The sequence below is a fragment of the Trinickia violacea genome (genome assembly GCF_005280735.1).
Classification (GTDB): Bacteria; Pseudomonadota; Gammaproteobacteria; order Burkholderiales; family Burkholderiaceae; genus Trinickia_A; species Trinickia_A violacea.
The window spans coordinates 342,979-356,853 of record NZ_CP040078.1 but is presented as its reverse complement, the minus strand read 5'-3'; the positions used below and the strand labels follow the sequence as shown (position 1 = coordinate 356,853).

Here is a 13,875-nt window from a genome sequence, read left to right as displayed (position 1 = left end):
CTCGCACTGAGATGATGAAACTTGTGAAGTTTCGGCGGCCGCGCGGTTTGGCGCGACGGCACGGGTCGTTGCGGCCTGCGTTCGGCGCGATCCTGGTCGCGGCGCTCGGCACGGCCTATGTTGTGCCGGCCGATGCGAAGCCCGCGATCGCGCAATTCGGCGACCCCAAATATCCGTCGACTTTCACGCATTTCGATTACGCGGACCCGAACGCGCCGTCGAACGGCGAGCTCAATTTCCAGAACTACAGCCAGTCGCAAAGCTACGACTCGTTGAATCCGTTCATCGTGCGCGGCCTCCCCGCGCCGGACATTCAGAACCTGATGTTCGACACGCTGATGCAGCGCAGCTGGGACGAGCTCGCTTCCGAATATCCGCTGATCGCGGACGACGTCGAGGTGGCCCCCGACGGCCGCTCGGCGACGTTCCACATCAATCCCGCCGCGCGCTTCTCGAACGGCGATCCGGTCACGGCCGCCGACGTCAAGTATTCGCTCGACACGCTGAAGAGCCAGAAGGCGTCGCCGATGCTGTCGTCGCAATTCGCGGTGATCAAGGACGCGACCGTGATCGACCGCTTGACGGTGCGCTTCGACTTCAGCGACCCGGGCCGCGGCTCGCCGCTGATCGCGGGCGACCTGCCGGTGTTTTCGCCGAAGTGGGGGTTGCTGCCGGATGGCAAGCGCGTACCGTTCGACCAGATCGCGACGCAGCCGCCGATCGCGAGCGGGCCGTATCTCGTCGAATCCCGCAAGAACGACAAAGGGATCACGTACCGCCGCCGCGACGACTACTGGGCGGCGAATCTGCCGTCGCGGCGCGGCATGTTCCGCTTCAAGCGCATCACGTTCCGTCTCTATCTCGACCAGTACACGAAGCTCGAAGCGTTCAAGGCGGGCAACGACGACATCGACGTCGAATACAGCGCGACGCAATGGGCGCGCAAGTACGTCGGCAAGAACTTCGATAACGGCATGCTGGCCAAGGGCTGGTTCGTCGACGGCCCGGCGCAGATGCAGGGCTTCATGGTCAACACGCGCAAGGACAAGTTCAAGGATCCGCGCGTTCGCCACGCGCTCGCGCTCGCGTTCGATTACGACTGGATGAACCGGATGATGTTCTACGGCCAGTACGAGCGGTTGAACAGCTTCTGGCAAGACAGCCCGTTCGGCGCGACCGGCATGCCGAACGAAAAGGAACTGGCGCTGCTCGAGCCGTTCAAGAAATCGCTGCCGCCCGAGGTGTTCGGGCCGATGACGCAGCAGCCGAACACGCTGGCGCCGAACTCGTTGCGCGGCAATCTGCGCCAGGCGCGCGAGCTGCTCGCGGAAGCCGGCTGGCACTATCGCGACGGCGCGCTGCGCGACGCGAACGGCAACCCGATGACGATCGAGATCATGGACGACGAGCCGGGCTTCGACCGTCTCTTGATTCCTTACTGTCAGGCGCTGCAAACGCTCGGCATCGACGCGCACATGCGCGAGATCGACAGCGCGCTCTATCAGAAGCGGATCGACAACTTCCAGTTCGATCTGACGACCTACATCTACCCGCCGGTGACGATTCCGGGCGTCGAGCTCCAGCGCCGCTTCACCAGCCAGGCGGCGGACCAGGTCGGCTCCGAAAACTATCCCGGCATCAAATCGCCCGCTGTCGACGCGCTCGTGCATGCCGCGATCAACGCGACCACGCTCGACGACCTCGAAGCCGCGACGCGCGCGCTCGACCGCGTGCTGATCAACGAGTACTACGTCGTGCCGCAGTACAACATGCCGCACGCGCGCATCGGCTACAAGACGACGCTCGGCTTCCCGAAGATCGTGCCGGACTCCTATCAATACGAGGACTGGGTCATCGACTACTGGTATCGCAAGCCGCAGGGCGTGCAGTCCGTATCGCTTGCCGCCCCTGCAGTCACTGCCGCCACTGCCCAAAGCGCAGCCCACTGAGGACCATCATGCTTGCCTACATTCTCAGACGTCTGCTGTTGATGGTGCCGACCTTGATCGGCGTCGTCACGCTGACCTTCGTCGTCACGCAATTCGTACCGGGCGGGCCGGTCGAGCAGATGGTGACGCAACTGCGCCACGGCAGCGCGCGCGGCGGCCCGGACGGCGGCGGTGGCGGCGGTGGCGGTTACCACGGCAGCCAAGGCGTCGATCCGCAGCAGATCGAGCAGATCAAGAAGCAGTTCGGCTTCGACAAGCCGCCGCTCACGCGCTACGTCATGATGCTCAAGAGCTACGCGACGTTCGATCTCGGGCAGTCGTACTTCCAGCACGAGAGCGTGTGGGGCGTGATCAAGGCGAAGCTGCCGGTGTCGATCTCGCTCGGGCTGTGGACGGTGTTTCTCACTTACGCGATATCGGTGCCGCTCGGCATCGCGAAGGCCGTGCGCAACGGCTCGCGCTTCGATACGGCCACGAGCGTGCTCGTGCTCGTCGGCTACGCGATTCCCGGCTTCGTGCTCGGCGTGCTGCTCCTGATGCTGTTCGGCGGCGGCACGTTCTGGCAGGTGTTTCCGATGCGCGGCTTGACTTCCGACAACTTCGACGATCTCTCCACGATCGGCAAAGTACTCGACTACCTGTGGCACATGGTGCTGCCGGTGACGGCCTCGGTGGTCGGCAACTTCGCGATCGTCACGATTCTCACGAAGAACACGTTCCTCGAAGAGATCGGCCGCCAATACGTGCTGACCGCGCGCGCGAAGGGCGCGCCCGAGCGCGACGTGCTCTGGAAGCACGTGCTGCGCAACGCCGCGATTCCGCTGCTCACGGGCTTGCCTGCCGCGTTCGTCGGCGCGTTCCTGAACGGCAATCTGCTGATCGAAACGCTGTTTTCGCTCGACGGGATGGGCCAGCTTTCGTACGACTCGGTGATTCGCCGCGACTACCCGGTCGTGCTCGGTTCGCTGTTTCTGTTCACCCTGATCGGCCTCGTAACCAAACTCATTGCTGACGTCTGCTATGTCCTCGTCGACCCCCGCATCCAATTCGACCGCATGGGCCGTTAATTCGGCTGTGGCCGCGCCCATGGCGTCGATCTCGCCGTGGCGGCGCACGTGGCTGCGCTTCAAGGCGCAGCGGCTCGGCTACTGGAGCCTCGTGATCTTCGTCACGCTGTTCGTGATCAGCCTGTTTGGCGAGCTGATCTGCAACGACAAGCCGCTCGTCGTGCGCTACGAAGGCCACTACTACTTCCCGATCGTGAAGGAGTACCCCGAGGCGACCTTCGGCGGCGACTTCCCGGCGAAGGCGAACTATCTCGATCCTTACATCCGCTCGCGCATCACGACGAACGGCAACTTCGCGATCTATCCGCCGAACCACAACTACTACGACACGATCGACTACTTCGCATCGCGGCCGTTTCCGGCGCCGCCGTCGTCGCAGAACTGGCTCGGCACGGATCAGTTCGGTCGCGATGTGCTGTCGCGGCTGCTGTACGGCTTCCGCGTGTCGGTGCTGATGGCGCTGGCGCTGACGTTTTCGGGCGTCTTCTTCGGCGTGCTCACGGGCGCATTGCAAGGCTTCTACGGCGGGCGCACCGACTTGATCGGGCAGCGCCTGATCGAGATCTGGAGTTCGATGCCGGACTTGTACCTGCTGATCATCTTCGCGTCGATCTTCGAGCCGACGCTGTGGCTCTTGTTCATTTTGCTGTCGATGTTCGGCTGGCTCGTGCTCTCCGATTACGTGCGCGCCGAATTCCTGCGCAACCGCTCGCTCGACTACGTGAAGGCCGCGCGCACGATGGGCCTCTCGAACTGGGAGATCATCTGGCGCCACGTGCTGCCCAACAGCTTGACGCCCGTGATCACGTTCCTGCCGTTCCGCATGAGCGCGGCGATCCTGTCGCTGACGAGTCTCGACTTCCTCGGCCTCGGCGTGCCGGCGCCGACGCCGAGCCTCGGCGAACTGCTGCAGGAGGGCAAGAACAACCTTGACGCCTGGTGGATTTCGATTGCGGCGTTCGCGGCGCTCGTCGTGACGCTGTTGTTGCTGACGTTCATGGGCGACGCATTGCGTAACGCGCTCGACATGCGTTCGCGCGGCTCGGCATTCGGAGGGGCCAAGTGATGACGAAGCCGTTGCTGGATATTCAGAATTTTTCGGTCGCGTTCGGCGACAAGGTGTGTGTGCGCGAGCTGAACCTGTCGATCGCGCGCGGCGAGCGTGTCGCGCTCGTCGGCGAATCGGGCTCGGGCAAGAGCGTCACGGCGCTGTCGATCCTGCGGCTCGTCGAGCACGCGACGCTCTCCGGACGCATGCTGCTCGACGGCGAAGACTTGCTGCGCAAGACCGAGCAGCAGATGCGCGGCATTCGCGGCGCCGATGTCGCGATGGTGTTCCAGGAGCCGATGACGGCGCTCAACCCGCTCTACACGGTCGGCAAGCAGATCGCCGAAAGCCTGCGGCTGCACGAGGGCCTGCGCCCGAACGCGGCGCGCGAGCGCGGCATCGAGCTGCTGCGCCGCACGGGCATTCCCGAGCCGGAGCGCCGCATCGACAGCTTTCCGCACCAGCTCTCGGGCGGCCAGCGTCAGCGCGCGATGATCGCGATGGCGCTCGCGTGCCGTCCGCGTTTGCTGCTCGCGGATGAACCGACGACCGCGCTCGACGTGACCGTGCGCCAGCAGATCGTCGATTTGCTGATCGGCCTGCAGGAGCAGGAAGCGGCCGACCGCGGCATGGCCGTGCTCTTGATCACGCACGATTTGAATCTCGTGAAGCGTTTCGCGCAGCGTGTCGCCGTGATGGAGAAGGGCGTGCTCGTCGAAACGAACACGACCGACGAGCTGTTTTCGAATCCGCAACACCCGTACACGAAGCGTCTGCTCGATAGCGAGCCGCGCCGCTGCGTCGATGCGGTGCCGTCCGATTCCGCGAATGTGCTCGACATCAAGGGCCTCGCGGTCGACTACCGGACCCGTGCGAAGGGCTTGAAATCGCTCGTCGGCAGCGCGAAATTCCGCGCGCTGCAAGACGTCGATCTCACGCTGCGGCGCGGCGAGACGCTCGGCATCGTCGGCGAATCGGGCTCGGGGAAATCGACGCTCGCATCGACCGTGCTCGGCCTGCAGCGCGCGGCGCAAGGCGAGATCGCGATCGACGGCAAGCCGTTGTCGAGCCTGCGCACCGCGAGCGCGCGGCGCGATTTGTGCGCGCAGATGCAAGTGGTGTTTCAGGACCCGTTCGGCTCGCTGTCGCCGCGCATGACGGTCGAGCAAATCGTTTGCGAAGGCATGCGCGTGCATCGTGCCGATATCGATCCGAAAGCGCGGCGCGATCGCGCGGCGGCGCTGTTGGACGAGGTCGGGTTGCCGGCCGATGCCTTGGCGCGCTACCCTCATGAATTCTCCGGCGGCCAACGCCAACGCATTGCGATTGCGCGTGCGCTCGCGGTAGAGCCGGAGTTGCTCGTACTCGACGAACCGACCAGTGCACTGGACGTGTCTGTCCAGCAGCAGGTGCTGAACTTGTTGACGCGCTTGCAGAAGAAGTACGGGCTGAGCTACTTGTTCATTACGCACGACCTCGCGGTGATGCGGGCGATGGCCCATCGGGTGATCGTCATGAAGTCGGGGCGCATTGTCGAAGCGGGCGACACGCTCGACGTGCTGCGCGCCCCCGCGCATCCGTACACGCAGGCGCTGCTCGCGGCATCGATGCAGGCGCCGGCGCCCGACGCCCGCGAGGAGTTTGCCTGACCGGGCGCGTATCAAGTGAGTAGGCGTGCTCGCGAGTTCATTTGAATTCACCGGACGAGCAGATGGAAAAAACAATAATGACGACGCTGCCGGAACGATCGGCGCGGCCGGAGGTAGCTGGAGATCTGGGCAAGGTGCTGCTGCGGCCGCTTCGCGCCGCTGACGCGGAGGCGTTTCACGCGATGCAGCAGTTGCCCGGGGTGTTTCGTCAAGCGAACGTGGGCGTGCCCTACGATTCGCTCGAAAGCACGCGCGAGTGGATCGCGAAGCGCACGCCCGCGACGGTCGCGATCGTCGCGGAGCTCAACGGGACGCTCGTAGGTCATGCCGAGATCTACCCGAACAGCGGCCGTCGCGCGCATTCCGCGTTGATCGGCATCGGCGTGCACGACGACTGGCAAGGGTGCGGCATCGGCTCGCGGCTGCTGGCCGAGCTGATCGATGCCGCGGACAACTGGATGGGCCTGCGCCGCCTCGAACTGAACGTGTTCACCGATAACGGGCCCGCGCTTGCGCTCTATCGCAAGTTCGGCTTCGAAATCGAAGCGCGTTTTCGCGGCGACGTGCTGCGCGAGGGCGAGCTGGTCGACTCCTATCTGATGGCGCGCCTGACCGATGCCATGCCAATAGCGGCGGACCACGAATGACTCAACACAACGAATCGAAGTCGGCTGCCGCTGTGATGCTTGCCACGATGGCGTCGCGCGGCGTCGTCGTGCGCGCGTTCGAGCCTGCGGATATGGATGCGATCGCCGAGCTGGCGACGCTGCCCGGTGTGCGGCACGGCACGCTGCTGCCGCCATTCATCTCGCCCGCGGTGACGGCCGAGCGCTTCAGCAAGAAGAGCGATAGCGACGTCCGGATGTGCGCGACGATCGAGGGACGCCTCGTCGGCCAATTGGGCCTCATGGTGCAACAGAAGCCGCGCCGTTCGCACGGCGCGATGCTCGGCATCATGGTGCACGACGACTACGTCGGACGCGGCGTCGGCACGGCGCTCGTGGCGGCGGCGATCGAATGCGCGGACCAGTCGCTCGGCCTGCGCCGCATCGGGCTGACCGTGTTCGCCGACAATGCGCCGGCCATCGCGCTCTATCGCAAGTTCGGCTTTGTCGTTGAGGGCCGCTCGCGCGGCTTCGCGATGCGCGCGGGCAAGCTCGTCGACGCGCTGCACATGGCGCGCCTCGCCGCTGCGCCGCCGTTCGCTCAAGCGTGAGGGCCTGCGCTTGCCATCCTTCTTCATCGACCGCCCCGTCTTCGCCTGGATCGTTGCGCTCGCCATCATCGTCGCGGGCGCGCTCGCCGTGCCGCAATTGCCGGTCGCGCAGTATCCGCGCTTAGCTCCCCCGCGCGTCATCATCAGCGCGACGTATCCGGGCGCGACCGTCGAGGAAGTCGACAACAACGTCGCGAGCCTGATCGAAGAAAGCCTCGACGGCGCCGACGGTCTCCAGTACTACGAAACGACGAGCGACAACCTCGGCGAGCTCGAAATCGACGTGACGTTCGCGCCGGGCACCGACCCGGACATCGCGATGGTCGACGTGCAGAACCGCTTGAAGCAGATCGAATCGCGTCTGCCGCAGCAGGTCGTGCAGAACGGCATCAGTGTGTTCAAGGCCGCGAACACGTTCCTGATGCTGGTCACGCTGACGTCGACCGACGGCAAGCGCAATTCGACCGAGCTTTCCGATTACCTGAACCGCTATCTGCTCGGCGAGCTCAAGCGTGCGCCGGGCGTCGGTTCGGCGGAACTGTGGGACGCCGATGCGGCGATGCGCGTGTGGCTCGATCCGGTGAAGCTGCGCGAATACAGCCTCGCGCCCGCTGACGTCACCGCTGCCATCAAGTCGCAGAACTCGCCGGTCACGGCGGGCTCGCTCGGCGACGCGCCGTTCGTGCAAGGGCAGGGGCTCAATGCGACCGTGAACGTGCGCGGGCAGTTGCACACGGCAGAGGAGTTCGGCGCGATCGTGCTCAAGGCGCGTCCCGACGGATCGACGGTCAGGCTGCGCGACGTGGCGCGCGTCGAAGTGGGCAGCGACAGCTACTCGTTCTGGTCGCGCTTGAACGGCAAATCGGCGGCGACGGTCGGCATTCAGCTCGCGCCGCACGGCAACGCGCTCGAAACGTCGAAGGCGATTCGCGAGCGCATTGCCGAGGTGTCGAAGACGTTGCCGCCCGACATCACCGTCTCGATCCCGTTCGACGGCGCGCACTTCGTGCGTATCGCGATCACCGAAGTGTTCATCACGCTCCTCGAAGCGATCGTGCTCGTGTTCTGCGTGATCTGGCTCTTCCTGCGCGATTTGCGCTACACGCTCGTGCCGACGGTCGTGATCCCGGTCGCGTTGATGGGCGCGTTCCTCGCGATGTACGCGGCCGGCTTGTCGATCAACGTGTTCACGCTGTTCGGGCTCGTGCTCGCGATCGGCATTCTCGTCGACGATGCGATCGTGGTCGTCGAGAACATCGACCGCATCATGCACGAGGAAGGTCTCGCGCCGCGCGACGCGACGCGCAAGGCGATGAAGCAGATCGGCGGCGCGATCGTCGGCGTGACGGCGGTGCTGACGGCCGTGTTCGTGCCGATGGCGTTCTTTACCGGCAGCGTCGGCGGGATCTACCGGCAGTTCTCGATTGCGATGATCGCGGCGATTCTCGTGTCGGCGTTCATGGCGCTGTCGCTGACGCCCGCGCTGTGCGCGAACTTGCTGAAGGCGCCGAAGCAACGGACGGACGACGAGCTGAAAAGCGCGGGCTTCGGCGTGCGTCTCGGCGAGCGCTTCACGCATGGCGTCGAACGTGCGTCGGGCGGCTATCGCGACCTCATCGCTCGCTTGCTGCGCCGCTCGGGCCGCGTGTTCGCGGTTCACCTCGCGCTCGTCGGCGCATTGGTGCTGCTCTACCTGCAGCTGCCGAGCGGCTTCTTGCCGACCGAGGACAGCGGCCAGCTTCAGGTGATGGTGCAGATGCCGGCGGGCTCGACGCAGCAGCGCACGTTCGCGGCGGTCAAGCAGGTTGAAGCGGTGCTGCACAAGCAGGCGGCCATCGCAAACGTGACGAGCGTGATCGGCTGGAGCTTCGAGGGCAGTGGACAGAACGTCGGCATGGCGTTCGTCGAGCTCAAGGACTGGGCCAAGCGCAACATCGACGCGATGACGCTGCGCGACACGTTGAACGACGCGTTCGCGAAGATCGACGACGGCAACGTGGTCGCTCAGTTGCCGCCCGCGGTGCCGGGAATGGGCCGCTCGGAGGGCTTCATGTTCCATCTGGAGGACCGCGGCGGCATCGGCATGGAGGCGCTCGAAAAAGCGCGCGAGCACCTGTTCGAGATGGCGAAGGACGACCCGATTCTCGCCGACATCCATTCGGAAACGCTGCCTGACGCGCCGCGCGTCGTGCTCGATGTCGATCGCGCGAAGGCTTACGCGATGGCCGTGTCCTTCGACGATATCGACGACGTGCTTTCGAACACGTTCGGCAATTCGTATATCGACGACTTCCCGGCAGGCGGCCGGATGCAGCGCGTGCTCGTGGAGGGGACCGCGCAGTCGCGCATGACCGACGCCGATCTGCTGCAGCTGTCGGTGCGCAATTCGCTCGGCGCGATGGTGCCGTTCTCGGCATTCGCGACCGTGCACTGGACCCGCGGCCCGACCATGCTCTCCCGCTACAACGGCTATCCGGTGCTGGACGTGAGCGGCCACGCGGCGCATGGCCACAGCTCGGGCGCGGCGATGGCCGAGATGGAGCGGCTCGCTGCGAAACTGCCGGCGGGCGTCGCCTACGACTGGACCGATCAGTCGCGCGCGGAAACCGAGGCGGCGAAGCAGACGCCGATGTTGATCGGCTTGTCGCTCCTGGCCGTGTTCATGGCGCTTGCCGCGCTCTACGAGAGCTGGACGATTCCGCTTTCGGTGCTGACGGTGGTGCCGCTCGGCATGATCGGCGCGGTCTGCGCGATGCTCGTGCGCGGTCTGCCGAACGACGTCTACTTCAAGATCGGCATGGTCACGGTGATCGGTCTGTCGGGCAAGAACGCCATTCTGATCGTGCAGTTCGCGCGCGATCTCTACTCGCGCGGCGAGCCCCTCGCGCGTGCGATCGTGGCGGCGTGTGCGATGCGCTTCAGGCCGATCGTGATGACGTCGGCGGCGTTTCTGCTCGGCGTGGTGCCGCTCGTGTTTTCGAGCGGCGGTGGCGCGGAGAGCCGGCATTCGATCGGCACGGGCGTGTTCGGCGGCGTGATCGCGGCGACGGTGCTCGGGCTCGTGTTCACGCCGATCGCGTTCTATCTCGTGATGCGGGCGACCGCACGCTTCACGAAGCCCGGTCACGTACCGCCGGCGGGCAAGGACGGGGACGGCGGCGACGGCGGCGGCCCGCAGGACGCAGATGGGGCAAGCGGCAAGCAGACATTACGTGATCGAGAAACGGAGCCTTCGTGAATGAAATGACGTTTCCCGATGCCGATAGCCCGAACGCGGCTGCTAAGCGCAACGAGCGCAGCGAGCGCGACGACGCGCAGCTGTTCGATGCGATCGGCGGCAAGATCCGCGCGCTGCGAAAGCGCCTGCTGCTGACGCTCGACGAAACCGCCGCGCTCGCGGGCATCTCGAAGCCGTTCCTGTCGCAGGTCGAGCGTGGACGCGCGCGCCCGTCGGTGGCGACGCTGCTCGGCATCGCGGGTGCGCTCGGCGTGTCGCTGCAATATTTCTTCGACGCGCCGCGCGACGCGCGCTTTGTCCTGCGCGGCGGCGAGATGCGCTATTTCGGCTTTGCCGACACGGGCAACCTGTTCGCGCGGCTGACGCGCGTCGTCGACGACGGTCTCATCGAAGCGCTGCTCGTGCGGATTCCGGCGGGGCGGCAATTCGCCGAAGTCGCGACGATCGCCGGCGAGCAGTTCTGGTATGTCATTTCCGGCAACCCGACGCTGACGCTCAAAGGCAAGTCATTCGCATTTGGTCCCGGGGACGCCGCGCACTACACGTCGACCGATCCGCATCGCTGGGACAACAACGGCGAGGCGGAGGCGGTGCTGATGTGGGTGGGGACGCCGAGCTTGCTGTAGGCGGACGCGCTATGCGCGGCTGAGCGCGCGCTCGCTTGGCCCTGGGCGCACGCGCTCACGCCGTATCACTCGAGCGTCGGCGCGGAGCCGCGCCCGTTTTCGATCCGCATGTAGCGCAGCAGCACATTCGTGGATCGGCCGAGCGGCATGCCCGCAAGCAACCCCCACGCGGCAAACGACACGAATTCGAACCCGCCGCTCGCTGCCCACGGCTGATGCGACTCGACCGCGAAGTGCAGGAAGAAATGCGCGCCGTACGTCACCAGCAGAATCGCCAGCAGGCTTGGATCGCCGGGCACGCGCACGAGCCGCTTCGCCGCGTCGAAGTGAACTTGCCAGCGCGCGGCGTGTACCCAGCCGAGCAGCATGCCCACGCCGCACGCGAGCACGGCCGCCGCCGCGTAGGCCGGATCGGCGCCGGGAAATAGGGCGTACAGGCTGTTGGCGCCGAACAGCACCAACAGAAGCGGAAAGACGATCATGCGCTCGGGGCGCACCGTGCGCGGATAAAGGCGCTGGACGCCGACGACAATCACAATGGCTAGCGCGACGATGGCGGACGTGGGGATGGGCCGCATGGCAACACCTCGGGTCGGTTGGCGTCCGCGCGGGATGGCGCTGGACTTTGGTTGTCGACCCGAGTTAGCGCTTTAGCGCTTACTCGGGGCCCATGCTGCGGTTGTCTGAAGTTAGCGCTTCAGCGCTTACTTCAGGCCCACAGCGAGAGTCGTGACTCTAGCGGTGGGGCGGCCGGGTGGTGGAGGTTTGCGACGAAGCGCGCTGGACGCCGATAATTGGTCAAGTTCGCTGATGGAGCGTGGCGGTTTTTTAGGGGCGGATGACGGCAGGACGGCGTGCTGGTTTTGTGCGCGGCGGGTCTCGCCGGCGCGCTTGACGCCTCGCGGTTCGTGCCCGCGCTCGGACGCCGCGACGGCACGACATGCCGGTCAGCCGCCCGTCGCGCCGTTGCGCCGCTGATCGGCCTGCCGTGCGTTTCGTCGCGCGGCTCCCACCTGGCGACAAGCTGCATTTACAGTGGCGTCATCGGCAGTTCTTTTCTTCACACCATGCAAAGCAAGCTCGCGTCGACGCGATTCGCCAAATCCCGGTACGGAAGCAAGGTTCTGTACTGGGTTGGGATCGTGTTGGCCAACAGCCTGATCGGCATCGCCTTCTGGACGAAGTCGCAGCATGACCCCGTGCTGCCGTATTTCGTGATCAGCAATGCAATCGGCTTGACGGCCTGTTTCATCAGCTGGCTGTTGAACCGGATCACGAAGCGGCCAATCGGAGTCGTGCCGCGGGTATTGATCGTCGCGCCGTTGGCTGTCGTGATCGGTGTCGAAATCACGGCAAGGACGATCGGCCATATACCGAGCCTCATCGAGCATGCGAAGCTCGCGACGTGGATCAACTTCGCGCCTTCGTTTCTCGTGGCGGCGGCCTGCGTTTCGCTGTTTTCGCTGTTCTACCAGTCCGCACAAATGCGCGCGACGCTCGAAACCGAACGCCGCGAAGCCGCCGAGCTGCGCCAATCGGAAACGGCCGCGCGCCTCGCGCTGCTGCAGGCGCAAATCGAGCCGCATTTTCTGTTCAACACGCTCGCGAACGTGCAGAGCCTGATTGAACGCGACCCGGCGCGCGCGTCCGCGATGCTCGACAGCCTGAACCGATACTTGCGCGCGAGCCTCGGACGCACGCGCAAGCCGGCTTCCGCGCTTGCCGAAGAACTGGAACTCGTCGACGCATTGCTGCATATCGCGTCGATGCGGCTCGGCGACCGGCTGCGCTATCGAATTTCGGTGCCCGACGCGCTGCGACAGCTCACTTTGCCGCCGTTGCTGCTGCAGCCGCTCGTCGAGAATGCGCTGCTGCACGGCATCGAGCCGGCCATCGACGGCGGCGAGATCCTGGTCACGGCCAAGCGCGACGGAGCCATGCTGGAGCTGAGCGTGATCGATACCGGCATGGGGCTCGGCCATAACAAGAATTTGCACGGCGGCGTCGGGTTGTCGAACGTTCGGGCGCGGCTCAACAGCTTGTACGGTGAGGCGGGACGATTGACGATCGTGAACAATACCGGTGCGGTGGGCGGTGTCTATGGCCCGGAGGGCAGTTCGCTGGCCGGCGATGCGACCGCTCCAAGCGGCAGTGCGCTGCTCGACGCTCCGGCCGCCGCCGCGAGCCTTGCCGCCGGCACCCGGACGTTCAACGCCGCGCGGGGCGTCACCGCGACTTTGCGCATTCCGATCCGCTGATATGCCGACCGCCCTGATCGCGGACGACGAACCGAATCTCGCCGCCGAACTGGCTTCGCGCTTGGCGAAGTACTGGCCGGAGCTGGAGATCGTCGCTATGCCGCGCAACGGCGTGGAGGCGCTCGCCGAATTGAACGCCAAGCAGCCCGACTACGCGTTTCTCGACATTCGCATGCCGGGCGTCGACGGCTTGGAAATCGCGCGGCTGCTGCCTGCGGTGCGCGTGGTGTTCGTGACGGCCTACGACGAATACGCGGTGCAGGCGTTCGACACCTCGGCGGCGGACTATCTCCTCAAGCCGCTCAACGACGAGCGGTTGTTGCGCTGTATCGCCAAGCTGCAGCGTGACGGGGTCGTGCCGCAGGCGGTCTCGGGGGTGGGCGCGTCTTCGGAGAAGGACCACGCGCCGATCCAATGGCTGACGGTCGGCCTGAAAGACACGACGCATCTGGTATCGGTCGAAGACGTGCTGTATTTCCAGGCGACCGACAAATACACCGAAGTCGTCACGGCCGAGCGCCGGCACATCATCCGCACGCCGCTCAAGGAGTTGCTGCAGCGGCTCGACACCGCCAAATTCGCGCAGGTGCACCGCAGCGTCATTGTTTCGTACGCGGCGATCGATCGCGTCGAGCGCGATCTGTTCGGGCGGTTGCACATTCATTTGCGCAATCACACGGACGTGCTGCCGGTGAGCCGGGCGTATGTGGGGTTGTTCAAGCAGATGTAGGCAGCGGTGGGTAACGCAAGGCGGGCAGCGATTCAGCGCGAAAGTTAGTGCTCGCTCACGGTGCCCGTGCCGATTGGCGCGGCTGGGCGTATGC

The 13,875-nt window shown here is 65.4% G+C and carries 11 protein-coding genes; 10 read left to right on the top strand and 1 reads right to left on the bottom strand.

The genetic code is table 11. The annotated features are described in order from the left end of the window. Nucleotides 1–14: 14 nt before the first annotated feature. The 8 genes from FAZ95_RS23600 to FAZ95_RS23565 all read left to right on the top strand — a co-directional run bounded on the left by FAZ95_RS23600 (nucleotide 15) and on the right by FAZ95_RS23565 (nucleotide 10,793). On the top strand, nucleotides 15–1,949 hold the full coding sequence (locus FAZ95_RS23600; protein ID WP_137337570.1) for an extracellular solute-binding protein: 1,935 nt from the start codon (nucleotides 15–17) through the stop codon (nucleotides 1,947–1,949). Between the two features lie 8 nt (nucleotides 1,950–1,957). After that, a complete protein-coding gene (locus FAZ95_RS23595; RefSeq protein WP_137334945.1) occupies nucleotides 1,958–3,016 on the top strand; it encodes a microcin C ABC transporter permease YejB in 1,059 nt (352 codons plus the stop codon). Beyond that, complete coding sequence (locus FAZ95_RS23590; RefSeq protein ID WP_137334944.1) at nucleotides 2,970–4,082, top strand: ABC transporter permease; 1,113 nt, start codon at nucleotides 2,970–2,972, stop codon at nucleotides 4,080–4,082. The genes FAZ95_RS23595 and FAZ95_RS23590 overlap by 47 nt, the downstream gene beginning before the upstream one ends. Continuing rightward, nucleotides 4,082–5,713: an ABC transporter ATP-binding protein gene (locus tag FAZ95_RS23585; RefSeq protein ID WP_137334943.1), complete on the top strand. Its 1,632-nt coding sequence runs from the start codon at nucleotides 4,082–4,084 to the stop codon at nucleotides 5,711–5,713. Before FAZ95_RS23590 ends, FAZ95_RS23585 begins: the two co-directional genes overlap by 1 nt. Before the next feature lie 62 nt (nucleotides 5,714–5,775). After that, nucleotides 5,776–6,360, top strand: coding sequence for a GNAT family N-acetyltransferase (locus tag FAZ95_RS23580; protein ID WP_254700270.1), 585 nt, complete (start codon nucleotides 5,776–5,778; stop codon nucleotides 6,358–6,360). Continuing rightward, on the top strand, nucleotides 6,357–6,929 hold the full coding sequence (locus tag FAZ95_RS23575; protein WP_137334942.1) for a GNAT family N-acetyltransferase: 573 nt from the start codon (nucleotides 6,357–6,359) through the stop codon (nucleotides 6,927–6,929). The genes FAZ95_RS23580 and FAZ95_RS23575 overlap by 4 nt, the downstream gene beginning before the upstream one ends. Nucleotides 6,930–6,939: 10 nt before the next feature. Beyond that, complete coding sequence (locus tag FAZ95_RS23570) at nucleotides 6,940–10,167, top strand: multidrug efflux RND transporter permease subunit (protein WP_137334941.1); 3,228 nt, start codon at nucleotides 6,940–6,942, stop codon at nucleotides 10,165–10,167. Between the two features lie 5 nt (nucleotides 10,168–10,172). Continuing rightward, a complete protein-coding gene (locus FAZ95_RS23565) occupies nucleotides 10,173–10,793 on the top strand; it encodes a helix-turn-helix domain-containing protein (protein WP_137337568.1) in 621 nt (206 codons plus the stop codon). Between the two features lie 65 nt (nucleotides 10,794–10,858). On the opposite strand, the gene FAZ95_RS23560 is transcribed toward FAZ95_RS23565, so the two are convergent. Then, the gene (locus FAZ95_RS23560; protein WP_137334940.1) at nucleotides 10,859–11,371 is read right to left on the bottom strand and encodes a hypothetical protein; all 513 of its coding nucleotides are present in this window, start codon (nucleotides 11,369–11,371) and stop codon (nucleotides 10,859–10,861) included. Nucleotides 11,372–11,860: 489 nt separating this feature from the next. Here FAZ95_RS23560 and FAZ95_RS23555 point away from each other — a divergent pair, with 489 nt between their 5' ends. Continuing rightward, on the top strand, nucleotides 11,861–13,051 hold the full coding sequence (locus tag FAZ95_RS23555; protein WP_137337567.1) for a sensor histidine kinase: 1,191 nt from the start codon (nucleotides 11,861–11,863) through the stop codon (nucleotides 13,049–13,051). 1 nt (nucleotide 13,052) lies between these two features. Beyond that, nucleotides 13,053–13,781: a LytR/AlgR family response regulator transcription factor gene (locus FAZ95_RS23550; protein ID WP_137334939.1), complete on the top strand. Its 729-nt coding sequence runs from the start codon at nucleotides 13,053–13,055 to the stop codon at nucleotides 13,779–13,781. Nucleotides 13,782–13,875: the final 94 nt, after the last annotated feature.